Source organism: Rhizobium sp. G21 (genome assembly GCF_014158035.1).
Taxonomy (GTDB): Bacteria; Pseudomonadota; Alphaproteobacteria; order Rhizobiales; family Rhizobiaceae; genus Rhizobium_E.
Window position 1 is genome coordinate 998,713 of record NZ_JACFXW010000001.1, and the last position, 26,063, is coordinate 1,024,775.

Here is a 26,063-nt window from a genome sequence, read left to right on the forward strand (position 1 = left end):
CCTACTGCCCTACGCAACAAATTAAACATGAAAATCGGTTGTGGTGCAGCATTAGGATACAGCATTGATAAACCGTTTCTTTAGGCATTAGAACGTGATCGATCTCCCTCAAAAAGCGTTGAAACGCCGAGCTGGTGAACTCGCCAAAGCTGCAGGTGAAGTGACAAACGAAAACTCTCGTGCTCTGCTGCTTTTTTATGCCGCCGAATGTGGATTAAAGGCTATATACATGGCAAGAAACGTGTTGCGCACCACGTCCTCGTCGCACTCAGCTAGGGCTGCAACGTATTTCGTTCATCGCCTAGATGAACTCATTGTTGAACTAAAAATTCCAGCTTCTACGATTGCACCGCGTCCGGCTAGCTGCGTATTTGCTGGCAAAGCCGTCCCCGTGGGAGAATTGAACCAAGTTTGGAGATATGGTGGCACGCTTGAAGACCAACCTGCTGTGCTTAAATGGCTGGAAATTTTGGTTGCCTACGTGAAGAAAGAATTGTCATGACAATTAACGACTCAGGCTCAGCTGCGGTAACGCAGCCACCTATTACGTGGGTGGATGTTGCTCGTCGACTATCTATTTTGGAGCCAACTGACCCGCTTTGGAAGTCTAAACCGACAGATTTGCTTCGAGTCGATGTCGATTGGTTGTCGGCTACATTTTATGTTACTGACCTTAATAGCAAAGATGCAGTGCTATCTTGGCTTGCTGAAATTTTTCCAAGCCGAGTAAATAGTGGCCAACACCTGCTACTCGATGGACCAGGTACCTCTAGTCGATTAGCTATCGATTTTGAGGAGATAGAGCAGCATTCTGCACGACCACGTATCAGCCTCGGGAACATTGAGGGCAAGGTTAGCTTTGAAAGCGGAAATTTTCTAAACGCATCACGAGCAGTACCACTGATCGCTTGCCATAGTGTCAAGGGTGGCACTGGGAGGACGACAACAGCAATTGCTCTAGCAACGCTTCTTGCGAAACGCACAGTTAAACCTATACTAGTCGTTGACGCAGATTTAGAGGCACCAGGACTTAGCTATCTGTTTCGGGCAAGTCGTACAGAAGCATTAGTGTCACTGGAAGATGTCGTAGCTCTGGCACATGCTGAAGGTGACATCGACTATCCGCAAACTGTTGCTTGGACTGCTAACCTTCTGCAGGGACACAGGCTCGGAGAACTCGTTATTCTTCCACTCAGGAGGATGTTAGGTGAATTGGCCAGCTCTGCTATTCGTGCGGAGCACCTAACATCAGAAAAACGTCCGTTCGCGTTAGCCGACCTTCTTGAAAAGATTGCGATTACGATAGGTTGCGGTGCCGTTGTTATAGACGTTCGAGCTGGACTTGTGCCTATTGCCGCGCAACTCGTCCTTGATCCTTCGGTTTCGCGTGTTTTTGTCACTTCATTGGCCGGGCAATCTCTGGAAGCTACGGAAGGATTAATAGCATTTGTGGCAAGAGAGATGCGAAAATCTCAAGTTTCAGCTTCTCCACCGCTCTTGGTAGTAAATCGAATACCGGGAATATTAAGAGATTTGGGGCAAGATGAAGGAATTCTGGCACCGGTTTTGGAGCAAATCGAAAGAAGTCTGCTTGCAGAGTACACGCAGGAGGCAGCTCCCGATGAAGCTGTTCTCGACAATGCGGTTGAACTGAATCCTCTATTCGTCGCCAAGCTAGGTGAGGTTAGTGACCTGCAAACACCTTCCAGTCGCTGGGAGGGATTCTCTAGCCAATTAGCAAGTTCTGGCTTTATACAACGCCTTGAACCACAAATTGAAGCATGGTTGGACTTAGTATTCGAGGGAAAAGATCAAATTTCGCCTGCGTTGCCCCCCTCCCAACGCAACCTACCGATAGCGTCGATGCTCGAAGGAAGCTAGAAAGTTTTGCTGCGAACCTAGTTGAGGCGGAGAATGCGGACGAGCCTGTTAATGATCCGCTTATAACACGTCCGATACGGGCACTCGCGATGGAAACTGCGCAGTTACCGATTGTGGTAATCGAAGGAGCAAAAGGCACCGGTAAAACACTTACTGCCCGGTTTCTTATAGCTAGATCCACACTAAGTGGACTTGCCCTAAGCGCGGATGTTAGCACCCCTAAATTAGACGCCGATCTATTACCCATATTGGGATCTATACAAGCAAGCGAAAAATATTTGGGTGAAATTGATAACGCACGGCGATCTATTGCTATGAATATGGGAAACGGCGACCCCCAACTTGCTGGAGATAGCCGAGCCTACATTCGCGAGAACTTGCGAAATAACCTTTCTGAACGTGAGTGGACTGAAACTTGGCTTGATGTTATAGGTTGGTCAGCAGGAGTAAATCCTGGGAAACAGGGCAGCGGCGCGTTGCTTATTGAACAACTGCGAAAAACCAACAGACGCATCGTAGCTGTTATAGAGGGGATAGAAGAAACATACGAGTCCATATCTACTCACAGCGTGGCGACGATGTTGCGCTCTGTATTAATTGATTTACCGATTAAGCTGCGAAGCGAACCGGGACGCCCACTGGGTTTGCTGGTTTTTGCGAGAAGAGACAGTGTAGGCTCTGGTGTCCAACAGAACCTGAACCAGTTCAGGTCACAGTACAAGGAGTTCGCGCTGACGTGGAATGAAGGCGATGTTCTGGAGCTTGCCGCTTGGATAGCTACCAAATCTGGCGCTTTGAAGTTATGGGACCGTAATTTTTCATCCTTGCCTCAGGATGAAAAGGAGCGACTTCTGTTCAAACTTTGGGGGAGGAAGCTTGGTCCAGACGATCAACCAGGACGCGAGCGTGTGAAGGAAGCATATACAGCTGGATGGGTAATCGCAGCCTTGTCCGACCTACAGGGACGTCTTGTCGCACGTGATTTGGTTCGGTTCTTGCAGTACGCCGCAGGCATCCCGGTTACGTCGGATTCCTATGCAGAACGACTTCTCGCCCCTTCTGCGTTAAAAGCTGCGATCGGCCCAACTAGCAAGCGCAAAGTCGCGGAGACAGAAGAAGAAATAAAGGATCTCTCGGCAGTATTTAAGAAATTTCGCGAAGCACAAAACTCAATCAAGGCGCCAATAGACCAAGGAGCCATAACTGATCTCCAGCTATCAGCTGAAGATATTGATCTACTTAAACTTCATGGAATAATTTTGGGTGATTCTCCGCCGTATGAGGTGCCTGAATTATTTAGAATGGGACTGGGTCTTCGACATGCCGGAGCAAGGCATTCTGTACTTGGCACTAGACGACGGGCTAGGCAGAGGCTGAAGGATACAGGCTGAACTGTCAGCTTAAGTCTGTATCCATGTCTAGGTACGTGCAGACGGGATAACAGGCGAACAAAGCACGGTTTTGCCTCAATGAAAATTCCTCCCCGACGGCATCACCTTCCTCGCCATCTCGGCCTGCTGCCTCAGATCCTCCTTCAGATCCGGCATTTCCTTGAACAGCGCGGTCACCGCGGCGCCGGGTTTGGCGCGGGTGCGGCTTTCGGGCACAGGGCGGCGGACTTCGTCGGCGTTGGCGAGGCTTTCGATCAGGCGGCCGTCGTCTGAGAGTTTGGCGAGGCAGTCGGTGAGGTTTTCGACACTTTCGGCCACGACTATGGATGACGCTGTCGGCCTTCTGGACGCGGCCGCGCACGCCCGCCAGCCGCGCGCCCATGACCACGGGCCTGTAGGCCTCGAACACCTTTGGCCAGACTATGGCGTTGGCGACGCCCGTCTCTTCCTCAATGGTCATGAAGATCACGCCCTTGGCCGAGCTCGCGCGCCTCTCCAAACCCGCCCGCGCCCTCACACCTACCGCCTCTTCAGCGACCGCTGGAAATCCTTCACTTCGGTGCGGTAGAGCCAGGATTCGTCATAGCCGATAGGGCCAGAGGTTTCGGGGCCTGCGGGCGCGGTGTCCGTGGCGCGGAAGCGCTGGCGGTATTGGCTGGGGGTGATGCCCAGCCGGGTCATGAACACTTTGCGGAGATTGGTTTCGCTGCCCAGCCCCGACAGGCTTGCGACTTCCTTCTGCTCGCGATCGGTGTCTTCGAGCAGGCTGCAGGCATGGCGAAGCCGGGTTTCGGCGACGAATTTGCCGAGCGTCAGGCCGGTCTGCTCCTTGAAGACGCGCAACAGGCTGCGCGAGCTCATCGCGGCGCGCGCCGCCAGCGTTTCGACGCGCAGGTCGGATTGCGGATTGTCGATGATCCATTGCTGCAGCCGGCCGATGGCCGGCAGGTCGGAAAACTGCGCCTTGAGATGCATGCTGAATTGCGACTGGCCGCCGGACCGCCGGAGATAGAGCACCATGTGGCGGGCGACTTCCATGGCGAGGGTGCGTCCGCAATCCTCCTCGATCAGCGCCAGCGCCAGATCCATGCCCGAGGACATGCCGCCGGAGGACCAGACCTTGCCGCTTCGCACATAGATGGCGTCGTGGTCGACATCGACATCGGGATGCAGCCGCGCCAGCTGATCGGCAAACAACCAGTGGGTGGCGAGCTTGCCCTGATCTGCGGCCCCGAGCGCCGCCAGCACGAAAGCGCCGTTGCAGATCGAACCCACCCTCGTCACCTTTTCAGTGCGGCTGCGCAGCCAGGCGGTGATCTCGCTGTCTTTCGACAGAGTGAAGGCGGCGGGGCCGCCGGGGATCAGCAGCGTGTCGACATCCTCGGGCAAACTGTCGAAACTGTGGGTCGGCTGCAGCGTCAGCCAGGAGCCGGCCGCCGCCACGGGGGCGCCATCGGATGAAAATGTGCCCAGCGTATAGATGCCGTTGCCCGAGATGTAATTGGCCAGCCCGAAGCATTCCATCGGCCCCGCGACGTCGCTGGCCGACACCCCGGGATAGAGCAGCATGGCGACGGAGTGCTTGGGATGCTGCTTCATGACGTCTCCTGCGCTGTCCTGGATCCGGTTAGACACGATTTGACCATTCGGCGATAGTCGCAAGACCAGTTTGCGCGCGATCCTGCCAATCTTCGCAACGATCCCGCCAAACTGCCTGTCGGCGACTGGGCGCCGCTTCCTGTCAGGGCCGCTTAGCCCTAAGCTTTTCAGCAACATAACAGCAGGTCGACAGGAAAGTGGCGGCAGCGATCATTGTCGCACGCCGCTGTCTGCCTGCGCCTCGAGGCCGTGGAATCGTCATGAAGAAATACGCGCTCAACAGCAATATCGCCAATCAGCTGAACATCGCCGAATCCAATGCGCAATGGACCGTCGCCAAGGGCGTGACGGTGTCGGCCGGCAGCGGCTTTTACGGCATCTATGAATCCAGCGGCTATACCGACAACGCCTTCATCATCAAGGGCGTGGTGACGAGCGCACAGCAGACCGGCGGCGGCCTCTATCTGGGCGGCGCGGGCGATGTGGTGACGGTGGCCAGCACCGGCGTCGTCAAGGGTTCGGTCAGCATTTCGCTCCAGGGCGACGACCAGACCATCAACAATGACGGCCTGCTGAACGGCCAGATCTCGCTGGGCGCCGGCCATTATGAGATCAACAATACCGGCACGATCAAATCCAGTTATGCGGGCGTGATCTGAGAGGCGCGACGATGTCGACTTCCACAATGACGGCGTCATCAAAGCAGCGGCGACAGCCGTATCTCTGACCAATGTCTCCACCACGATTTCGCTCGGCGACAACAGCGTCATCTCCGGCAAATACGGGTTCAGCCGACAGAACGAAGCCGGGCTGGACTCGAGAACCATCAACAACGGCTCGCTGACCGGCGCGACATTGTCCTTCAGCGGCGACGCCGGCAACGAGACGCTGATCAATCGCGGCAAGATGTCGGGAGAGATCCGGCTCTACGAGGGCGACGATGTGTTCGACACGCGCGGCGGCGTCTTTGCCGGCGTCGTGTCGGGCGGGGACGGCGACGACAGGTTCTATGTCAACAGCCAGAAAATCACCGTCGTGGAATACACGAACGCATCCGATAACGACGTCGACACGGTCTACGCCACCGTCAGCTACGCGCTCAACACCTCCTATGGCGTGGAAAAGTTGTTTCTGTTGGGAAGCAAGAGCATCAACGGCGCGGGCGACAACAGCGACAACGTCCTTGTCGGCAACAGCGGTCGGAACCGCCTGTCCGGCCTTCAGGGCGACGATACGCTGACCGGCAAGGGCGGCGCGGACATATTCGTGTTTTCCGACACTTTCGGCGATGACACGATCACCGATTTCAAGAATGGCGTCGACAAGATCGATCTGTCGGGCTGCTCGGATTTCGCCAACTTCAAAGCGTTGAAATCCGGCCATCTGACATTCGAGAAGGGCGGCGCGCTGATTTCCAACAATGACGACACGCTGTTCGTGGCCGATCTCACCAAATCGGAACTCGACGCGTCCGATTTCATGTTCTGAGACCCCGCGGCGGCGGTTTCTCCCTGCCCGATGCCGTCGCCAAATCGGCAGGCGCGCAAGCGCCTGCCGATATTCATTCAATGAAAATTCCGCCCCGACGGCATCACCTTCCGCGCCAGCTCGGCCTGTCGCCGCAGATCCTCCTTCAGCTCCGGCATTTCCTTGAACAGCGCGGTCACGGCGGCGCCGGGCTTGGCGCGCGTGCGGCTTTCGGGCACGGGGCGGCGGACTTCGTCGGCGTTGGCGAGGCTTTCGATCAGGCGGCCGTCGTCAGACAGCTTGGCGAGATGGTCGGTGAGGTTTTCCACGCTTTCGGCCACGACATGGATGACGCCGTCCGCCTTCTGGACGCGGCCGCGCACGCCCGCCAGCCGCGCGCCCATGACCACGGGCCTGTAGGCCTCGAACACCTTCGGCCAGACGATGGCGTTGGCGACGCCGGTCTCGTCCTCGATGGTCATGAAGATCACGCCCTTGGCAGAACCCGGCCGCTGCCGCACCAGCACGAGCCCCGCCACCATGACGCGGGCGCCATTGCGGACATGGTCGAGATCCATGGCCCTGATAATGCCCAGCCGTTCGAAATCAGGCCGCAGGAACGAGATCGGATGCGCCTTCAGCGACAGCGACTGGGTGCGGTAATCATGGATGACATGCTCGCCCTCGGGCATTTTGGGCAGGCAGGCGCACATCCTGTTCATGGGCGAGCAGGTCGGCGCCCTTGTTTTCAAACAGCGGCAGGCGTTCGGCGGCGCTCTTTTCATCGAGCGCGCGCACGGCCCAGAGGGCGGCGCGGCGGTCGAGCCCGATGGAGCGGAAGCAATCGGCGTCCGCCAGTCTTTCGATCACGGAGCGGGTCAGGCCCGAGCGCAGCCAGAGATCGCGCACCGACGTGTAACCCTCCCCCTTCGCTCGACCAGCCTGAGCATATCGGCCTCGGCCAGCCCCTTGACCTGGTGAAAGCCGAGCCGGACGGCGAAGCGCGTGCGGATGACGCCGGCCATGGAGCGGTGGCGCGGATGGATGCGGGCAGGATCGAAAGCCTGCGGCTCGAGATCGCTCGCCCAGTTGGAAAAATTCACATCGGGCTCGCGCACCTCCACCCCATGTTCGCGAGCGTCGCGCACCAGCTGCGCCGGCGCGTAAAAGCCCATCGGCTGGGAATTGAGGATGGCGGCGCAGAACACATCCGGATGCCGCGCCTTCAGCCAGCAGGAGGCGTAGACCAAGAGCGCGAAGGAGGCGGCGTGGCTTTCGGGGAAGCCATATTCGCCGAACCCCTCGATCTGCTTGAAGCAGCGCTCGGCGAAATCGGCCTCATAGCCGCGCGCGACCATGCCCTCGACCATCTTCTTCTGGAAGGTGTGGATAGTGCCGACGCGGCGGAAAGTGGCCATGGCGCGGCGGAGTCTGTCGGCCTCCGACGGGGTGAAGCCGGCGGCGACAATGGCGATCTTCATCGCCTGTTCCTGAAACAGCGGCACGCCGAGGGTGCGGCCGAGCACCTCTTCGAGCTCCTTGCTGGGATAGGCGACCGGCTCCTTGCCCTGGCGGCGGCGGAGATAGGGATGGACCATATCGCCCTGGATTGGCCCGGGCCGGACGATCGCCACTTCGATGACGAGATCGTAGAAGGTTTGCGGGCGAAGACGCGGCAGCATGCTCATCTGCGCCCGGCTCTCGATCTGAAAGACGCCGAGCGTATCGGCGCGGCAGATCATGTCATAGACCTCATAGCGCTCCTTGGGGATGGTGGCGAGCGTCAGTTCCCCCTGATAGTGGCGCTTGATCAGGCCGAACGCCTTGGCGATGCAGGTGAGCATGCCGAGCGCGAGAATATCGATCTTGAGGATGCCCAAAGCATCGAGATCGTCCTTGTCCCACTCCACCTGCGAGCGGCCCTCCATGGCGGTGGGGGTGACGGGGACCACCTCGTCGAGCCGGTCGCGGGTGATGACGAAGCCGCCGACATGCTGGGAGAGATGGCGGGGAAAGCCCATCAGGACCGAAGCGTAATCCAGCACGCGGCGGGTGGTGGGATCTGACGTGTCGAGGCCGGCGGCGCGCGCCTCGCGCTCGTCCAGCGCGGCCGACGACCAGCCCCAGACGGCGCCCGACAGCGCCGATTGCTGGTCTTCCGACAGGCCAAACGCCTTGGCCGTTTCGCGACCGGCCGAGCGGGCGCGATAGCTGATGACGGTGGCGGCGATGCCGGCGTGCTCGCGGCCATATTTGCCGTAGATATACTGGATCACCTCCTCGCGCCGTTCATGCTCGAAATCGACATCGATATCGGGCGGCTCCCGTCGCTCCGGCGAAATGAAGCGTTCGAACAAAAGATCGGTCAGCGCAGGATCAACCTCGGTGATCCCAATGCAGAAACAGACGGTGGAATTGGCCGCCGACCCCCGCCCCTGGCAGAGAATGCCTTGCGAGCGGGCAAAGCGGACAATGTCCCAGACGGTGAGGAAATAGGGCTCGTAATCGAGTTCGCGGATCAGCGTCAGCTCATACTCGATCTGACCGCGCACCTTGTCGGATACGCCATCGGGATAGCGCGCGGCGGCGCCCTCATAGGCGAGCCGGCGTAGCGTCTCAGCCGGCGTCTCGCCCGGCACGGCCTCGTCGGGATACTGGTATTTCAGCTCTTCCAGCGAAAAATTGAGCGCGTCGAAGAAGGCGTTGGCGTTGGCGATGGCTTCGGGATGGCGGCGCAACAGCCGGGCGATTTCAGCAGGTGATTTCAGATGGCGCTCGGCATGGGCGGCGAGCCGGAAGCCCGCGGCCTGCACCGTGACATGCTCGCGAATGGCGGTGACGACATCGGCGAGCGGCCGCCGGTCCGCCTCATGCATCAGCGCGTCATTGGTGGCCATAAGCTTGGCGCCGGTCTGGCGGGCGATGTCGGCGAGCGCGTGGTGATGGCGGCGGTCGAAGCCGTCATAGCGCGGCGTCAGCCCGAGATGGACATGATCGGCGAAGGCCGCGCGCAGGCGGGCGAGCAGGTCCGGCAGGCGTTCGAAATCGGCAAGGCCCGGCATGACGGCCAGCATCATCCCCTCGCCCCACTCCAGGAGATCGGCCTCATGCAGCAGGCAATTGGCCTTGCCGCCGCGCTGGTTGCCGAGGCTGAGCAACCGGCAGAGCCGCCCCCAGGCGCGGCGGTCGCGCGGATAGACGAGAATGTCGGGCGTCTCATCGGCGAAGCACAGGCGCGCGCCGGGCCGATAGGCCAGGCTGGCCTCCTTGGCGGCGAGATGCAGCCGCACCACGCCCGCCACCGTGTTGCGATCGGCCAAACCGATGCCCGACAGTCCCAGCCGGGAGGCGGCTACAGTGATTTCTTCCGGATGGGAGGCCCCTTCCAGAAAAGAGAAATTGCTGCGAAGGCCGAGTTCGCAGAAGCGGATCATCAGGAAAACACCCCTGAATGAACCAGCGCGGATCGTGATTTTCGCGCTCATAGAGCCCTTCGCGATAGAGCCAGTAGCGGCGGCCCGCCTCGTCCTCGATGCGGAAATAATCGCGCGACGGCGCGGTCTCGCCATCGATCCACCATTCGGGCGCGATGCGTTCTGGCCCCTCGGCGCGGGCGACGCGGAAGAAGCTCTTGCGCCAGCGGAAAGTCTTCGGCGGACCATCCGGCACTTCCGCCGTCGTCTCCACCGGTTCGGGGTAGGTCAGCATACGCAGGGGACGGACGGGCCGGTCGGCGGGCCAGACGGGCGGCCTCTCCTCCATCGCGAGCGCCGGCATGAAGCGGCCGGCGCGTTCAGGCATATGGCTTTCAAACAAAGCAGGCCGCGTGATCAGGTCGGGACCGAAGCGGGCGGCCATTTGGTCGATGAACTCCGTGAGACTGTCATCCGTTCGGCCGCGACCGTCGAAATCCGGCTGCGCCTCGTCGAACGGCGCAGACGTCAGTACGTTGAGCCGGAGCGTCTCGAAACCATAGCCGGCGTCGAGATCGTCCTGGGCGGCAGCCAGCCGGGCGCGAAACAACGCGGCGATGCGGGCAGGATCGCGAATGGGCAGCGCCGCGCCGGCGCGGATCGGGAAAACCCTGCCATCGACGCGGAACAGCAGCAATTCGAACAGCTTGCCGCCCTCGCCGCGCGCTTCGAACAGGCTTTTGAGACTGTCGCCGAGATGGCGGAGCATAGCGAGAATCGCGTCCTCGTCGGCGATCGGCTCCGCGAGGCGCCGTTCGGCGGACAACGTCGCCACAGGCCGGCGCGGCGAGATCGGCTCCTCCTCGAGCCCGAGCGCCTGATCGAGCCGGAGCAGCAGCTTTGGACCGAAACGGCGGGCGAGCGGCGCACGCGGCTGGCCGATGAGATCGGCCGCCTGTTTCAGCCCCGCCTTGATCAGCAGCGCCACCGTCTCCTCCTGCAAGCGCAACGCCTTGACCGGCAAGGGCGCGAGCGCCTCCTCCATGGCCTCGGGCATGACGATGTCGCGGCGGCTGTAACGACACAGCGCCGAAGACAGGCCGGGCGCCGACGAAATCGCCGCCCGCGCCTCGAAGCCCATATGGAAGAGCCGCGCCAAGAGATCGCCGAGCAGCGCTTTTTCGCCGCCGAACAGATGCGACGAGCCGGTGATGTCGAGGAAGAGGCCGTCGGCGCCGTCGAGCGCCACCAGCGGCGTGTAGCGGTCGCACCAGTCGGCCACCGCCTCGATCAGCGCGCGATCGGCGGCGGGATCGGCCTCGACCACGTCGAGATCGGGGATCATGGCGCGCGCCTCGGCCGCGCCCTGGCCGGGCTTCAGCCCCACCAGGCGCGCCTCTTCATCCACCGCCGTCAACCGCACGGCGTTGCGCTGGAGTGCGGCGCAGACGACGGGCGGATGCTCAGGACGCCCGTGAGAACGCCACGACCTGCCCCATCGGATCCGGGCGAGCCGATCGGTCGCCAGACAGGGAAACCAGAGCGCCAGAATCCGCTGGCTGGTCTGCGGGCCGAACAGCGATCCGGCCGGGCTCGATTGCGAGAAAGAGACAGTCATCGGCGTTCCACTCCAGGTAAAAGTCGGGCGACAGGGGATTGCGGCTCTTTTCAAGCGTGACATGGAAGACGGGCCGGCCGAGCCCGGCCTCATAGGTCCGGCCACTGGGCATGCGCACGGGCGAGGACGGCGCGGGGCGAACGAGCAGCCGGCTTTCGGCGCTGGAGGCCTCCTCCCCGCCCCGCTCGCGCAGCAGGAAGACCGGCTTCTTGTGCGCCTTGGCGCGCAGGCTGATGCGGCGGCTTTCGGTCAGGCCGAAGCGGGCGGGATTGCCATAAACCTCGAAAACCACGGCGGCGAAGGAGGAGACGGTGAGCGCGGCCTCCGCCACCATCAGCGCATCCTTGAGCTTGCGCGGCGCGGCATGCAGCAGGCCAGCGGGCGGCAGGCCATGCGACATAAGGCCGGGCGCATAGAGCCTACCGCTTTCGCGCGCGCCCATGGGATCGGCGATCCACAGGATGAGCCCCGGCCCGCGCCCTAGCGCCAGCCGCGACAAGGCCAGCGCAAAACCGCTCGCCGCGCCATTGTCGGCGGTCGCCTCGGTGCGGATCTCATGCAGCGCCGCCCGCGCCAACCCGCCGCCGAGCGCGGCGTCGAAAGCTTCGGCGCTGGTTTCCACTCTCTCATAAACACTAGCTGCGGCCGCCCGATCCCAGGCGGCCGCGCGCCATCCGTCCCAGATTAGAGACATCGGCGCTTTCCAGTCGTTCGATCTCGCTTCGCAGGGCGCACAGGTCCCCACGCGCCAAAGCCGGCTCCGCCATGGCGTTGCATCCTCGTTTTTGTTCTTGTTATGTTCCTATTGAATCCAGAAAATGGAACGAGAGTCAACGGTCCTAGGCTTCAGACAAGGAGAGATTATTTTCCTAGACTGATTTCAGGAAAATATTAACCAATTCGGGAGGATAACTTTCAATCCTGGGGAGTGTGATCGGATTGTTTCAACGAGAGGACCAGAGTCATCGGTTGAGTGGCCGTCGCGACGAAGCCATAATGTTCATAAAAGACTTTGGCCTCAGGCGAAATGGCGTGAACGAGAACGCCGCGAATGCCGAGGATGTGCGCCGCCTGCCTCACGCGCAGAACGGCATCCTGCAAAAGCGCTGCGCCCAGGCCTTTACCTTGCCATGTTCGATCAATCGCGAGGCGTCCAAGGATGGCCATCGGAACGGGATCGGGCATATTGCGACGCAAGCCGCCTGGCGCTTCACGAAGAGCAAGCCCGCCTGAAGAAATGCAATAATAGCCGATCACGCGGTCCTGCACACAGCACACATAAGTCCGCGACGCGCCGCTTGCCTGATTGGCGCGGGCGCGACGACGCAGCCAGTGATTAAGAGCGTCTTGTCCGCAATCAAAAAGCTCGATCTGATGCCGCCCCTCCAGAAGGCTCGGAGACGAGATCATCTCAGCCCCAGGGCTTGGCGACATTCATCAGGCGCGTAAAACCCTCGCCCTCAGGAGCCTTGTCCAGAATTTCCATATAGCGGCGAAAGCTTTCATCATCGACCTGCACGAAGGTTTGGTCGAGCAGAGCGTCCTCCGCTGCCCGGCGCGATGCGTCGATCATGAATTCGGAGCGGGTCTTGCCGTTGACGCCCGCCGCTCGATCAATCAGATCGCTGATATCCTTGCGGATACGCAACTGAATCGGCTTTGTCGTCCCGCTTCGATCCGCTGTGTTGGCCATCATCAATCTCCAAAAGATGAGATATACATTGTATACCACGCATCCTTCGACAGAACAATCCGGGCGCTAGATCTGAAGCTTTTCAAGAAAGGCTCACTCCTTCTCCGCCTCGATCTGCCGATGGCCGTGCTCCAGCCGGCCGAGGACGTAGAGCACGAAGAAGGCGGCAGAGGTGACGAAGAGGCCGATCATCCAATGGCCGAAGCCGAGCGCCAGACCGATCGCGCCGGACAGCCAGAGGCTCGCGCCGGTCGTCAGCCCCTTCACCTCGCCCTTGGAGAGAACGATGGTGCCGGCGGCGAGAAAGGCGACGCCGGCGGTCACCGCCTCGACGACGCGCAGGGGATCAATCCTGACCGCATCCTGGTCGAGGCCCGGCATATGCACGCTTTCGATGGAGATGATGGCGAAGAGCGCCGCGGCGAGCGACACCATGATATGGGTCTTGAGGCCAGCCGGCCTATCCTGCGTTCACGCTCCAGCCCGATGACGGCTCCGAAGAGGATCGCGCCGATGAATCGGGCGAAAATCACCGGATAGGCGATCTGGGTGGGCGGAAACATGTCTGCGACGATCTGGTCCATGGCCCTTAAAAAACCCGAAAACGGATTTCGTTCCGTCACGCCCAGGTCCAAATTCGCCATCAAACCGTTCGGTGTCGCCTTTTGGCGTTCGCGGGGATCATCGGCAAGCCGATGGAACAACCGTCGCCACCATGACTTATAGGCGACGGCAGGGCCTCGCCAAGATGAACGCCGGATTAACGCGCTTTTCAGAGGCGGTTCAGTCCGGCGCCATTACAAAACCCTCATACGGAGATTAAGGAAGACATCCGGATCTCCAGATGAAAATCTCTCACGATTCCAGCAGGGAGCCGGAGAGGGAATACAAGGAAGGACAAAAACATGGCCTATATCTATTACGGCGACAACGGTCGCGACGACGTCAGCCAGAGCGCAAACCGTCCCTATGACGAGATATACACCCGCGGCGGCAACGACACCATCCATCTGAAGGCCAACAACACCTATGTCGAAGCCGGCGCTGGCAACGACTATGTCCACAGCACCATCGAATGGGGCAACGACGTCTATCTCGGCGATGGCAATGACACCTATGTCGGCAACGGCTTTTCCGGCGACAGCGACCTTTATGATCGCGTCTGGGGCGGCAATGGAGCCGACACCTTCAAGATTTCCACCTGGGCATCCGATTATTACGGCGACGCGGGTAACGACACCTTCTATTCGGTCGGCTTTTATAATCTGATCTCCGGTGGTTCGGGGACCGATACGGTCGATTATTCCCGCCAGAACAGTGATCCGGATCTGGCCGGCGCCGGCATCAAGGTCGATCTTTCCCAGGAATACGCCACATCTGGCGACGGCACCGAAGAGGTTCTGTACTCCATCGAGAACGCCAAGGGCACCAATTACAAAGACACCTTGATCGGTGATTCCGGCGCCAACGGTCTCTGGGGTCAGAATGGCGACGATATCCTCAAGGGTCTCGACGGCAACGACAAGCTCTACGGCGGCTCGGGCGACGACGACCTCTATGGCGGCAGGGGCCTCGACCGGCTGACCGGCAACAGTGGCGCCGACTTCTTCATCTTCCAGTCGACGTCGGACAGCCCCAACAACTCCAATCGCGACGTGATCGTTGATTTCAGCCGCTCGCAAGGCGACCAGATCGATCTGATGGACATCGACGCCGTCAAGTCGAGCAGCCGTGACAACGCTTTCGACTTCATCGGCAGCGCGGCCTTCTCCGACACGGCCGGCGAATTGCGCTATTCCGGCGGCATCATCCGCGGCGACGTCAATGGCGACGGCCGCGCCGACTTCTCGATCGAAGTCGACAACATGGCCTCGCTGCGCGCCGGCGATTTCATTCTCTGAAATCGATTGGCCAAGCCTCATTCGCCACAGGAACCGCCCGCCGCATCGGCGGGCGTTTTCGCGTCAGGAGTCCCGGCCCGCCAATTTGTCGATCGCCCGCGCCGTCGTCGCGCCGAACACGCCATCGAGAGGACCGGAATAGTACCCGCGCGATTTCAACTCCTTCTGCAGACCGCGGCGGAACGCGGCTGAAAAGTCTTTCGCTCCATCCTTCACATCGCGAATAAAATCCGTCTCGCCCGCCGCGATACTGGCGACCGCGAGCTCCACGGCCTTGACCGCATCCTCTTCGACGCCGAGACCCTGATCGTAAAGACGCGCGAGATTACCCTGGGCGTAGGAACTGCCAGCCTCCCCGGCCTTCTCATACCATTGCGCGGCGAGCTTATAATCCTGCTCGACCCCCTCGCCCGCCTCATAGAGCCAGGCGAGCGAACCCATGCAATAGGCGTCGCCGCGTTCGGCCCCGGCCTCGTACCAGAGCTTGGCTTCGACGATATCCACATCGGTTCCCACGCCGTTCTGAAGCGCATAACCGAGCGAGCCGATCGCATTGATTTCTCCCAGTTCGGCGGCGCGCCGATAGGCGCGCAGAGATTCCTTGTCGTCACGCGCGACGCCCAGCCCCTCGCGATAGAGCCAGCCCATGGCGGCGAGCGCGTTGGGATTGTCCTGGGCGGCAGCCTTGCGATACCATTCGACGGCGGTGCGGTAGTTTCGCGCCACCGAGCCGTAACCTTCGCGATACAGCCAGCCGAGCGAAGCCTGGGCGGCGGGATTGCCCTTGGCGGCGGCGGCCTTCAGCATCCCAAATCCCTTGTCGACATCCGCGTCTTCACCTTTGCCATAGATCGACAGCCAGGCGCGGTTGACGGAAGCGAAGCCGTTGCCCATGCCGGCCGCCTTGTCATAGGCCTCGCGCGCGGCGATGTAATCCTCGCCTGCATCATGGGCGCGACCGAGCATGTTGAGCAGCATGGAATCGTCGGGAGATTCGGCGGCGGCGCGGCCGCAGGCGTCGGTCGCGGCCTGTATATCGATCTGGGAGAAGTCGACGCCGCCGAAATTCGGCTTCGAGCCCGGCTCGCCGGCAAGCTCGTAACATTGGGCGCTCAGCGTCTGCGCAGCCTCGCCATCCTCCGCTGAAGCCTTGGCGGACATGTCCGCCTCCGTCTCCGTGCGGGCGCTCTGCATGAGATTGCCCAACCTGCCGGAAGCGCCGACCGCGCTTTGTTCCTGCTCTTCGTTGACGTCGGGCGCGGTCTCTTCGGCGGAGCTGTCCTGCATGTCCGCTCCGGTCTTGCCGGCGGCAAGATCGTCGATCGCCTTCGACGTGTCGGCACCAAACTCTCCGTTCGCCTCGCCCGCAAATACGCCCTGTTCCTTCAGGGCCTCCTGGAAGCCTTTGCGAAACAACGGAGAGAAATTGTCGGGCGAGGTCTTGAGTTCGCCGATCTTGGCGCTGTCGCCGCGCGAGACGGCGGCGATGGCCCAGCGCACGGCCTCGTCGGGATCCACCGCCGTGCCGAGGCCCTGGTCGTAGAGGCGGGCGAGATTGCCCATGGCGTAGGCGCTGCCTTCATTGGCGGCCTTTTCATACCAGTAGCGCGCCTCGACATAATCCTGCTTCACCCCGGCGCCTGTGTCATAGAGAAAGCCGAGGGACGCCATGGAATAAGCGTCGCCGGCATTGGCGCCCTTCTCATACCATTGGCGCGCCTCCTCATAGTTGCGCGCCATGCCGAGACCGTTCTGGGCAGCGTAACCGAGGCCCGCGATCGAGGCCATATCGCCGGCCTCCGCGCCGCGCCGGTAATAGTCCACCGAGCGGGCGTAATCCTGGGAGACCGTCACGCCTTCCCGATAGAACCAGCCGAGATTGCCGAGCGCATTGGCGTTGCCCTTGTCGGCGGCCTGGCGATACCAGTCAAAGGATTTGGCGTAATCCTGCGCCTGGCCGGCCAGGCCATCGCGATAGATCTGTCCCAGAGAGGCCTGAGCGAAATGATTTCCGGCGCGGGCGGCGGTCTCGAAGGCCTCCACACCCTTGGCGGGATCGGCGCCGTCGACGGAGCCGTTGACCTGCAGCCAGCCGAGATTGGCGAGCCCAAACATATCGCCGAGATCGGCCGCCTCGCGATAACGCTTCGCGGCTTCCACATAATTCTTGTCGGCTTCATAGGCGCGGCCGAGCAAATTGACATAGAGCCCCGCAGACGGCTTCTCGTTGACCGCCTGGGCGCAAGCGGTCAACGCCCGCTTGGCGTCGATGCGATCGAGATAGACGCCGGCGAAGCCGCGCGCGCCCTGCAATTCGCCGGCCAGCAGCTGGCAATCACGCTCGGAGGCCGACAACGTATCCGTCGACGAAGCGACCGGAGGCGGCGAGAGTGCGGCGAGCGAAGCCTCCGCCTCGCGCCGGAACGGGCTTTGCGGGTAGCGTTCGATAAAGCGCTTGAGGGCTGCGGGATCGGTCGATCCCTTCAACGCCTCCCAGGCGATCTGGTCGGCGGCCGCCTCGGTCTTGGCCTGCGTCGCCTGCAATTGCTTGATCTTCTTCTCCGCCAGCATGCGATAGACCGGATCGCCGCCATGCTTGGAAATGAAGGCCTCCAGCAATTCCTTGTCAGCGAGATCCTTGATGTTCTGCCAGTCGGCGGCGGCCGACGCGGTCTCGATCGTCTCTTTATCCTGCGCCGGGCCTGTATTGATGGTGATGTCGATCTGCTTGATCGACAGAAAGATCTGCGCGCCGCCGAGCGAACCGTAGACGAAGGGCTCCTGCTGGCGGTTGGTTGCCTTCATCACGGCATCGCGCACCTGGCCGAGCGCGATGCGGATATCGACGCCGGGCTGGGTGATGTAGCGCGCCAGCGCTTCGGCGAAGGGACTGTTGCCGCCTTCGCCATCCAGCGCGACGGTGCCGGCGCGCGAGGCGTAGGCGACCAGCGTGTCGACGCTTTGCGGTTCGACGCGCGCGAGGCCGCGCGACACAGCGCGCGTGCCGGCCGAGCGCGTCATCGTGTCGAGGAAGGGATTGTTGCGGCAGGCGTCGAGGATCATCAGCTTCAGCCGCGTCGCGCCATTGAGCGAGCGCTCGGCGCGAGACAGCGACAGCGCCTCGTCCTCGACATCCTTGTCGGAGGCCAGCACGGCGTCGATGGGGATGAGATAATTCTCGCCGTTCATCTCCATGCCGTGACCGGAATAATAGAGCACGGCCACTTCGGCGCCCTCGGCCTTGTTCTCGAAGGTCCTGAGCGCCTTGCGCATGCCGGCGAGATCGACGTCCTTGGCGACCATGACATCGTCGAAACCCGCTTCGGTGAGCGTGTTTCGCATCAGTTCGACGTCATTGGCGGGATTGCGCAGCGGTGTGGTCCGCTCGTAATTCTGATTGCCGATCAGCAGGGCCACGCGCCGGGCGGCCTCGGCCGACCCTTCCGTCGCGAGGAGAAAGACGGCCAAACACAGCCCGAAAAACCACCAGCCCCTCGCCTGAAACCCCGCCATTTCCATCCCCTTGCAACAGCAGTCGCGGATAATACGAATGAGCGGCCCGCTTTCAATGCACCCATTTTGGTTTTTTCTCTTCAAACGACTGCATTCGGGATCGACGCAGATCTTCGAACAGAATATTCATTCCATTCTTCACTTTTTGTGAAACGGCAGGATGACGCATGGACGATATGACAAAGGCGCCGCCGCCCGGGATTTCGACGCTGCGCGCCGCGATGATCGAGCGGAAGGCGGGAATGCCCAAGCGTCTCGCCCAGATCGCCGCCTATTGCCTCGCCAATCCCGACGAGATCGCCTTTGGGACGGCGGCCAGCATCGCCGGCGCCGCGGCGGTGCAGCCTTCGACGCTGGTGCGGCTCGCCCACCATCTCGGTTATGAGGGCTTTTCCGATCTGCAGCGGATTTTCCGCGAGCGGCTCAAGGAGAAGACGCTTTCCTATGAAGAGCGGCTCAACATGCTTGAGCAGAGCAACGCCCAGGCGGCGGAAACCGAACTGCTCGGCGGCTTTCTGACGGCAGCCAGTCAATCGATCAATCGTTTCGCAGCCAGCCTGGAAATCGAGAAACTGGCGCAAGCCACCGAGATCCTGGCGCGGGCCGAAACCATCTATCTCATCGCCAAACGCCGCTCCTATCCGCTCACTGCGCATATGGCCTATGCCTTCGGCAAGCTCGGCATCCGCTATGTCATGGTCGCCACGCCCAACGGCGTCGAGGCGGAGATGGCGCGGTTTGCAGGTCCGCGTGACGCGGCCTTCGCGGTCAGCTTTTCGCCCTATGCCGCCGACACGATCGCGCAGGCGCAATCCTTTGCGGAGCGCGGGACCCCGATCGTTTCCGTCACCGACTCGGTGTTTTCTCCCTTGGCCGCATTCTCCGCCTGCTGGTTCGAGGTGGTGGAATCGGATTTCGCCGGCTTCCGCTCGCTGTCGGCCTCCATGGCGCTGGCCATGGCCTTGCCGGTGGCGGTGGCGGAAAAGAGGCGGCGGATGGAACGCGAAAGGGATGGATATTCCAAAACGGAATAGAAATTCCATTTGACTTTCATTTGAAATCGTTGTTTCAAATGCAGCGAATTTGGACCATGCAAGCGGGAGAGAGACATGGCGCAAGCGGATGCCAAGACGTTGGACGTGATCACCATCGGGCGGTCTTCCGTCGATCTCTACGGCCAGCAATCCGGCTCGCGGCTCGAGGACATCGCCTCCTTCGCCAAATCCGTTGGCGGCTGCCCAACCAATATTTCCGTGGGCTCCGCCCGTCTCGGGCTGAAATCGGCGCTGATCACCCGCGTCGGCGAGGAGCAGATGGGCCGCTTCATCCGCGAACAACTCGAGCGCGAAGGCGTGGCGACCGACGGCATCGTGGCCGACAAGGACCGGCTGACGGCGCTGGTGCTTCTATCGGTGGAATCCGAAGGCGTGTCGCCGATGATCTTCGTGCGCACCGATTGCGCCGACATGGCGCTCTGCGAAGACGACATCGACGAGGCCTTCGTCGCCTCCTCGCGCGCCGTGCTGGTGTCCGGCACGCACTTCTCCAAGCCCAACACCGAGGCTGCGCAGCGCAAGGCGATCCGCATCGCCAAGGCCAATGGCGGCAAGGTGATCTTCGACATCGACTACCGCCCCAACCTCTGGGGCCTTGCTGGCCATGCCGAAGGTTTTGAGCGCTATGTGAAGTCCGACCGCGTCTCGGCGCTGATGAAATCGGTGCTGCCGGATTGCGACCTGATCGTCGGCACGGAAGAAGAAATCATGATCGCTTCGGGCGCCGACAGCGTGCTCGCCTCGCTCAAAGCGATCCGCGCGCTCAGCCCTGCGACCATCGTGCTCAAACGCGGCGCCATGGGCTGCGTGGTCTATGACGGCCCGATCAGCGACGATCTGGAAGACGGCATTGTCGGCCAGGGTTTCCCGATCGAGGTCTATAATGTGCTCGGCGCCGGCGACGCCTTCATGTCGGGCTTCCTGCGCGGCTGGCTGAAGGGCGAAAGCCACAAGACCTCGGCCACCTGGGCCAATGCCTGCGGCGCCTTCGCCGTCTCGCGTCTGCTCTGCGCGCCGGAATATCCCACCTGGGAAGAACTCAGCTATTTCCTCAAGCACGGCTCGAAATTCAAGGCGCTGCGCAAGGACGAGGATATCAGCCATATCCATTGGGCCACGACGCGGCGCAAGGAAATCCCGCTGTTGATGGCGCTCGCCATCGACCATCGCTCGCAGTTGACCGACATAGCCGACCAGCACAAGGCGCCGCATGCCAAGATCAACGCCTTCAAGCGTCTCGCCGTCGCTGCGGCTGCGCGCGTCAGCCAGGGCCGCGACGGCTACGGCATGCTGATCGACGAGCGTTTCGGTCGCGAGGCATTCTTCGACGCCGCCAAGAAGGATTTTTCCTGGGTCGGCCGGCCGGTGGAGCTGCCGGGCTCGCGCCCGCTGCGGTTTGAGTTCTCGCAGGACATCGGCTCGCAGCTGGTGGAATGGCCTGTCGACCACTGCATCAAATGCCTGTGCTTCTATCATCCCGATGATCCGGAGGCGCTCAAGAAAGAGCAGCAGCAGAAGCTGCGGGCGCTCTACGACGCCGCGCGCAAGGTCGGCCGGGAACTCTTGGTGGAAATCATCGCCGGCAAGCATGGCCCGCTCGACGACACGACGATTTCGCGCGCCATGACGGAGCTCTACGCGCTCGGCATCCGCCCCGACTGGTGGAAACTGGAGCCGCAGCATTCGGCGACAGCCTGGAAGAACATCGAAGCCGTGATCGCGGAAAACGACGCCTATTGCCGCGGCATCGTGCTGCTCGGACTCGAAGCGCCGGCCGCCGATCTCGAAAAAGCCTTTGCCGCCACCCGGGTCGCGCCGATGGTCAAGGGTTTCGCCGTCGGCCGCACCATCTTCGCGCACGCCGCCAATCAATGGCTCGGCGGCCGCATGACGGATGAAGAAGCGATTACCGATATGGCCGGCCGCTTCGAAGAGCTGACAAAGGCCTGGCTGCGCACGCGCGGCCTTTGAGATAAAGACCGGGGCTGCGCCGAAACGCCACGCGGAGGCTGCAGCTCTATTTGATCTCGCCTCTCCCCGAAATTGGGAAGAGGGATTAAGACAACGAGGCGCGGGCGCAGACCTGCGAAAGGAATGCGGGAGGATAGCATGGCGAAGACGATCCGGCTGACGATGGCGCAGGCTATCGTGCATTTCATGAAGGCGCAGAAGACTGTGATCGACGGCGAGACGCTGCCGATCTTCGGCGGCGTCTGGGCGATTTTCGGCCATGGCAATGTCGCGGGCATGGGCGAAGCGCTCTATCAGGTGCGCGACGAGCTTCCGACCTATCGCGCCCACAATGAGCAGGGCATGGCGCATGCCGCCGTCGCCTATGCAAAAGCCAGCTTCCGCCAGCGCTTCATGGCCTGCACGACCTCGATCGGCCCTGGCGCGCTCAATATGGTGACTGCCGCAGGTGTGGCGCATGTCAACCGCCTGCCGGTGCTGTTTTTGCCGGGCGACGTCTTCGCCAACCGCGCGCCGGACCCGGTGCTGCAGAGATCGAGAATTTCGGCGACGGCACCATTTCGGCCAATGACGCGTTCCGGCCGCTGTCGCGTTATTTCGACCGTATCACCCGTCCAGAACAGATCATGCCGGCGCTGAAGCGCGCGATGCAGGTGCTGACCGATCCGGTCGATTGCGGCCCGGTGACGCTGTCGCTCTGCCAGGATGTGCAGGCCGAAGCCTTTGATTATCCGGAAAGCTTCTTTGCCGAGAAGGTCTGGAGCTTCCGCAGGCCGCAGCCGGATACGGATGAGCTGGCCGCCGCCATCGCCGCGATCAAATCCGCCAAGTCTCCGGTGATCATCGCCGGCGGCGGCGTGCTCTATTCGCGCGCCACAGAAGAGCTGAAAGCTTTTGCTGAGAAGACGGGGATTCCTGTGGCCGTCACCCAGGCCGGCAAGTCGGCGATCGATGAGCGCCATCCGCTATCGATGGGCTCGGTTGGCGTGACCGGCACCTCCGCTTCCAACGCGCTGGCCGAAGCCGCAGATCTTGTGATTGCAGTGGGCACGCGCATGCAGGATTTCACCACCGGTTCCTGGGCGCTGTTCAAGGGTGACGGCGTTCGTTTCCTCGGCATCAACACCGCAGCCTTCGACGCCGCTAAGCACAATGCACTGCCGCTGGTGGCCGACGCGAAGGTTGCGCTCACAGCCATCACCGCCGCGCTGTCCGGCTGGTCTGCGCCGGCCGATGTCAAGACAAAGGCCGAAAGCCTGAAGGCAGAGTGGATGCAGGCGGCGGACAAGGCCATGGCGCCCACCAACGCCCTGCCCTCGGATGCGCAGGTAATTGGTGCCGTTGCGCGCAATCGCGCCAATGAGAACTCGGTGCTGCTCTGCGCTGCGGGCGGCCTGCCGGGCGAACTCCACAAACTGTGGCCCGCCACCAGCCCCGGCAGCTACCATATGGAATACGGCTTCTCCTGCATGGGCTATGAGATCGCCGGCGGTCTGGGCGTGAAGATGGCGCGGCCCGACGCCGATGTCGTGGTCATGGTCGGCGACGGCTCCTATATGATGCTCAACCAGGAACTCGCCACCTCGGTGATGATCGGCAAGAAGATCACCGTCGTGCTGCTTGATAACAGGGGCTATGGCTGCATCAACCGGCTGCAGATGGGCACCGGCGGCGCCAACTTCAACAACCTTTTGAAAGACGCCTATCACGAGGTGATGCCGGAGATCGATTTCGCCAAGCACGCCGAAGCCATGGGCGCGATTGCGCTGAAGGTCGCCTCGATTGCTGAGCTGGAACAGGCGCTTGAACAGACCAAGACAAATGACCGCACCACGCTGATCGTGATCGACACCGACCCATTGATCACCACGCAGGAAGGCGGACACTGGTGGGATGTGGCGGTGCCGGAAGTCAGCCCGCGCGAAAGCGTCAACAAGGCGCACGAAGCCTATGTGAAGGCTCTCGCCGCCCAGCAGATCGGCTGACCGGATCAGTTTACGAGGCTCGATGAGCGCCTCGCTGCATGTCAATGTTTTCCCGGAAGTACGACTTCCGGACCAAGACTCTGAGGAGACCTCTGATGAAAGCCAAACTCGGCATGTCGCCCATCGCCTGGTGGAATGACGACCTTCCGGATCTGAGCGACGACGTGTCGCTCGAGGAATGCCTGCGCCAGTCGCGCACCGCCGGCTTCACCGGCATGGAAAAGGGCCGCCGTTTTCCCGATGATCCCGACGTGATGCTGCCGATCCTGCGCGCCGCCGACGTGACGCTGTGCGGCGGCTGGTTTTCCGGCACGCTGACCATCGAGGATCTCTCGGCGAACAAGGACCGCATCGCGCCGATGATCGAGCTGTTCAAGGCGGTCAACGCGCCTTGCATCGTTTATGGCGAAGTCGGCCTGTCGATCCAGGGCGACCGCTCCAAGCCGCTGGCGACCAAGCCGCGCCTGTCTGACGACGAGATGAAGGTCTATGCCCGCAAGGTGACCGAGTTCGGCGAATGGTGCGCGGAACAGGGCATGCCGCTGTCCTACCATCACCACATGGCCGCCGTCGTGGAGACCGAGCCGGAGCTCGACGCCTTCATGAAGAATTCCGGCGAAGGCATTCCGCTGCTTCTCGACGCCGGCCATCTGGCCTTCGCCGGCGGCGACGTGCTGCGCGCCATCGACAATCACCATGCCCGCATCACCCATGTGCATGTGAAGGACATCCGCCGCTCCGTGGTCGATGGTCTGGACCGCTCCAAGCAGTCCTTCCTCGACGCCGTGGCGCTCGGCGCCTTCACCGTTCCGGGCGACGGTTCGCTCGATTTCGGCGCGATCGTCCAGCGTTTTGCCGATTACGGCTATGAAGGCTGGTTCGTGGTCGAAGCCGAGCAGGACCCGAAGACTGCGCCGCCGCAGAAGATGGCGGAGATCGGTCATGCCGAACTGATGCGCGTGATGACGGCCGCCGGCTATACGGTGGAAACCGAAGGCTTTCCGAAGGGCTGAGGCGCAAGCGTCGGCCAAACGGCAGAGGACAAAGGGAGCGCGACCATGCCGAAACTGCTGGTGAAACCCAAGGCCGACCACGGCCTCATCCATGATGTGACGCCTGAAAGCGCCGGCTGGACCTATGTCGGATTTGCGCTTCATCGCCTGAAGGCCGGAGAAACCGTCTCGGCCAACACCGGCGACCGCGAGGCCTGCCTGGTCTGGCTGACCGGTAAGGGCAAGGCGACCGCCTCGGGCGAAGATTTCGGCGAGGTCGGCGAACGCATGAGCGTGTTCGACGGCGCGCCGCATGCGCTTTACGTGCAGGCCGGCTCCTCCTGGTCGGTGACGGCGACGACCGATCTCGAACTCGCTGTCTGCACGGCGCCGGGCGGCGAAGGGTTCAAGACCAGGCTCATCGCGCCCGGAACGCATCCTCAGTTCATGCGCGGCAAGGGCTCCAATGTCAGGCACGTGACGAATATCATGCCGGAGGACGACGGCGCGGCCGCTTCGCTGCTGGTGGTGGAAGTGATCACGCCCTCGGGCAACACCTCGTCCTATCCGTCGCACAAGCACGACCAGGACGACCTGCCAAACGAGAGCTTCCTGGAAGAGACCTATTACCACCGCCTCAACCCGCCGCAGGGCTTCGCCTTCCAGCGCGTCTATACCGACGATCGCTCGCTCGACGAAGCCATGGCGGTGGAGAATGGCGATGTGACCCTGGTGCCCAAGGGATATCACCCCTGCGCCACCATCCACGGCTATGACCTCTATTATCTCAACGTCATGGCGGGACCGAAGCGGGTGTGGAAATTCCACAACGCCCGAGAGCATGAATGGCTGCTTTCCACCTGACTTGACATTCCGTCTCCTTGGCTCATCTTTAGGAACAAGGAGACCAGTCATGAAGGTGACGATCGAACAGGCGCAATCCGATCTCGCCCGCCTTATCGAGCAGGCGGCCGAGACAGGGCAGGACGTGACTATCGCGGACGGCGACAGGTCGGTCGCGACCATTGTGCCTTGGCCGAAGAAGCGGAAGTTCCATCTGGGCATTCTCAAAGATCAGCTCAAAGGCGACGCGCCGGACTTTCTTGAGCCAATGAGCGAAGAAGAGTTAAGGCTCTGGGAAGGCGGTTGATGGCGTCTTACCTGCCGAATACCCATGTGTGGGCATGGACCACCAATCTGGATCGGCGGTTACCGGGCAATATCGCAGCTATTATTCTGGACGCTGATATTATTTAGGTCAGCGCGATTTCCGTCTACGAAATCTGCCAGAAAGTTCGAATCGGAAAATGGCCTGAGATGGAGCCGTTCACCGACCGTCTCCCGGAGCTTGCCGTCAATCAGGGCGGGCGGATTATTGACCTCAATCCCAGCATTGCGCGAAGCGCCGGCCTGCTCGATTGGGATCACCGCGACCCGTTCGATCGCATGCTCGCCGGCACCGCGCTGGAGATGGGGCTGCCGATCCTGTCCGCCGACAGCGCGTTTGACGAACTGTCGGCTCGGCCGTCCTGGCCTGGGCGCGCATGGGTAACCCATCATCAACCATGCTGGACTTGAAACCTG

At 61.5% G+C, this 26,063-nt stretch carries 19 protein-coding genes and 4 pseudogenes; 13 read left to right on the forward strand and 10 right to left on the reverse strand.

The features are described 5' to 3' along the window. The first annotated feature begins 94 nt into the window (after positions 1-94). The 3 genes from H2O14_RS05095 (at position 95) to H2O14_RS05105 (ending at position 3,272) form a co-directional block, all read left to right on the forward strand. Entirely contained in the window at positions 95-502 is a 408-nt protein-coding gene (locus H2O14_RS05095) for a hypothetical protein (protein WP_182826779.1), read from the forward strand. Next, the gene (locus tag H2O14_RS05100) at positions 499-1,881 is read left to right on the forward strand and encodes a ParA family protein (protein WP_182826780.1); all 1,383 of its coding nucleotides are present in this window, start codon (positions 499-501) and stop codon (positions 1,879-1,881) included. The genes H2O14_RS05095 and H2O14_RS05100 overlap by 4 nt, the downstream gene beginning before the upstream one ends. Before the next feature lie 89 nt (positions 1,882-1,970). Then, a complete protein-coding gene (locus tag H2O14_RS05105; protein WP_182826781.1) occupies positions 1,971-3,272 on the forward strand; it encodes a hypothetical protein in 1,302 nt (433 codons plus the stop codon). 75 nt (positions 3,273-3,347) lie between these two features. On the opposite strand, the gene H2O14_RS28765 is transcribed toward H2O14_RS05105, so the two are convergent. Together H2O14_RS28765 and H2O14_RS05115 are read right to left on the reverse strand one after the other, a co-directional pair. Then, positions 3,348-3,590: a hypothetical protein gene (locus H2O14_RS28765; RefSeq protein ID WP_182826782.1), complete on the reverse strand. Its 243-nt coding sequence runs from the start codon at positions 3,588-3,590 to the stop codon at positions 3,348-3,350. Between the two features lie 201 nt (positions 3,591-3,791). Continuing rightward, positions 3,792-4,871 (reverse strand): GlxA family transcriptional regulator, encoded by a 1,080-nt coding sequence (locus H2O14_RS05115; protein ID WP_182826783.1) that lies wholly within the window; start codon positions 4,869-4,871, stop codon positions 3,792-3,794. Positions 4,872-5,131: 260 nt separating this feature from the next. Here H2O14_RS05115 and H2O14_RS05120 point away from each other — a divergent pair, with 260 nt between their 5' ends. After that, positions 5,132-5,530: a hypothetical protein gene (locus tag H2O14_RS05120; protein ID WP_182826784.1), complete on the forward strand. Its 399-nt coding sequence runs from the start codon at positions 5,132-5,134 to the stop codon at positions 5,528-5,530. Positions 5,531-5,726: 196 nt separating this feature from the next. Then, positions 5,727-6,359, forward strand: a complete 633-nt coding sequence (locus H2O14_RS05125) for a M10 family metallopeptidase C-terminal domain-containing protein (protein WP_182826785.1) — start codon at positions 5,727-5,729, stop codon at positions 6,357-6,359. Positions 6,360-6,436: 77 nt separating this feature from the next. Here the strand turns inward: H2O14_RS05125 and H2O14_RS05130 are convergent. The 6 genes and pseudogenes from H2O14_RS05130 to H2O14_RS05150 form a co-directional block, all read right to left on the reverse strand. Next, a pseudogene (locus tag H2O14_RS05130) lies at positions 6,437-9,772 on the reverse strand (error-prone DNA polymerase). A 4-nt stretch (positions 9,773-9,776) separates the two neighbouring features. Then, positions 9,777-11,330: pseudogene (locus H2O14_RS05135) on the reverse strand (Y-family DNA polymerase); the annotation flags it as partial. After that, positions 11,215-12,063 (reverse strand): ImuA family protein, encoded by an 849-nt coding sequence (locus tag H2O14_RS27100; protein ID WP_246697294.1) that lies wholly within the window; start codon positions 12,061-12,063, stop codon positions 11,215-11,217. The pseudogene H2O14_RS05135 and the gene H2O14_RS27100, both read right to left, overlap by 116 nt. 221 nt (positions 12,064-12,284) lie before the next feature. Next, positions 12,285-12,779, reverse strand: a complete 495-nt coding sequence (locus H2O14_RS05140; protein WP_182826786.1) for a GNAT family N-acetyltransferase — start codon at positions 12,777-12,779, stop codon at positions 12,285-12,287. Position 12,780: 1 nt separating this feature from the next. Then, positions 12,781-13,062, reverse strand: coding sequence for a DUF1778 domain-containing protein (locus H2O14_RS05145; protein WP_182826787.1), 282 nt, complete (start codon positions 13,060-13,062; stop codon positions 12,781-12,783). Positions 13,063-13,155: 93 nt separating this feature from the next. Further along, positions 13,156-13,646 (reverse strand): annotated as a pseudogene (locus H2O14_RS05150) (MgtC/SapB family protein). A gap of 321 nt (positions 13,647-13,967) precedes the next feature. On the opposite strand from H2O14_RS05150, the gene H2O14_RS05155 reads away from it, so the two are divergent. Beyond that, complete coding sequence (locus tag H2O14_RS05155) at positions 13,968-14,963, forward strand: calcium-binding protein (RefSeq protein ID WP_182826788.1); 996 nt, start codon at positions 13,968-13,970, stop codon at positions 14,961-14,963. A gap of 63 nt (positions 14,964-15,026) precedes the next feature. Here the strand turns inward: H2O14_RS05155 and H2O14_RS05160 are convergent, their stop codons facing one another. After that, complete coding sequence (locus H2O14_RS05160; RefSeq protein WP_182826789.1) at positions 15,027-18,476, reverse strand: caspase family protein; 3,450 nt, start codon at positions 18,474-18,476, stop codon at positions 15,027-15,029. Between the two features lie 52 nt (positions 18,477-18,528). Beyond that, positions 18,529-18,726 (reverse strand): hypothetical protein, encoded by a 198-nt coding sequence (locus H2O14_RS05165; RefSeq protein ID WP_182829467.1) that lies wholly within the window; start codon positions 18,724-18,726, stop codon positions 18,529-18,531. On the opposite strand from H2O14_RS05165, the gene H2O14_RS05170 reads away from it, so the two are divergent. The 7 genes and pseudogenes from H2O14_RS05170 to H2O14_RS27105 all read left to right on the forward strand — a co-directional run bounded on the left by H2O14_RS05170 (position 18,644) and on the right by H2O14_RS27105 (position 26,057). Further along, positions 18,644-19,510, forward strand: a complete 867-nt coding sequence (locus H2O14_RS05170) for a MurR/RpiR family transcriptional regulator (RefSeq protein ID WP_182826790.1) — start codon at positions 18,644-18,646, stop codon at positions 19,508-19,510. The two genes, H2O14_RS05165 and H2O14_RS05170, sit on opposite strands and share 83 nt — an antisense overlap. A 75-nt stretch (positions 19,511-19,585) precedes the next feature. Continuing rightward, entirely contained in the window at positions 19,586-21,502 is a 1,917-nt protein-coding gene (gene iolC / locus H2O14_RS05175; protein WP_182826791.1) for a bifunctional 5-dehydro-2-deoxygluconokinase/5-dehydro-2-deoxyphosphogluconate aldolase, read from the forward strand. A 138-nt stretch (positions 21,503-21,640) separates the two neighbouring features. Further along, positions 21,641-23,487: pseudogene (gene iolD / locus H2O14_RS05180) on the forward strand (3D-(3,5/4)-trihydroxycyclohexane-1,2-dione acylhydrolase (decyclizing)). Positions 23,488-23,582: 95 nt separating this feature from the next. Next, the gene (gene iolE / locus H2O14_RS05185) at positions 23,583-24,500 is read left to right on the forward strand and encodes a myo-inosose-2 dehydratase (RefSeq protein ID WP_182826792.1); all 918 of its coding nucleotides are present in this window, start codon (positions 23,583-23,585) and stop codon (positions 24,498-24,500) included. A gap of 45 nt (positions 24,501-24,545) precedes the next feature. Continuing rightward, entirely contained in the window at positions 24,546-25,343 is a 798-nt protein-coding gene (gene iolB / locus H2O14_RS05190; protein WP_182826793.1) for a 5-deoxy-glucuronate isomerase, read from the forward strand. A gap of 49 nt (positions 25,344-25,392) precedes the next feature. Further along, positions 25,393-25,629 carry a type II toxin-antitoxin system Phd/YefM family antitoxin gene (locus H2O14_RS05195; protein ID WP_182826794.1) on the forward strand — a complete coding sequence of 79 codons (237 nt, stop codon included), beginning with the start codon at positions 25,393-25,395 and terminating at the stop codon, positions 25,627-25,629. A gap of 116 nt (positions 25,630-25,745) precedes the next feature. After that, positions 25,746-26,057, forward strand: a complete 312-nt coding sequence (locus H2O14_RS27105; RefSeq protein ID WP_312858655.1) for a type II toxin-antitoxin system VapC family toxin — start codon at positions 25,746-25,748, stop codon at positions 26,055-26,057. Positions 26,058-26,063 lie beyond the last annotated feature (6 nt).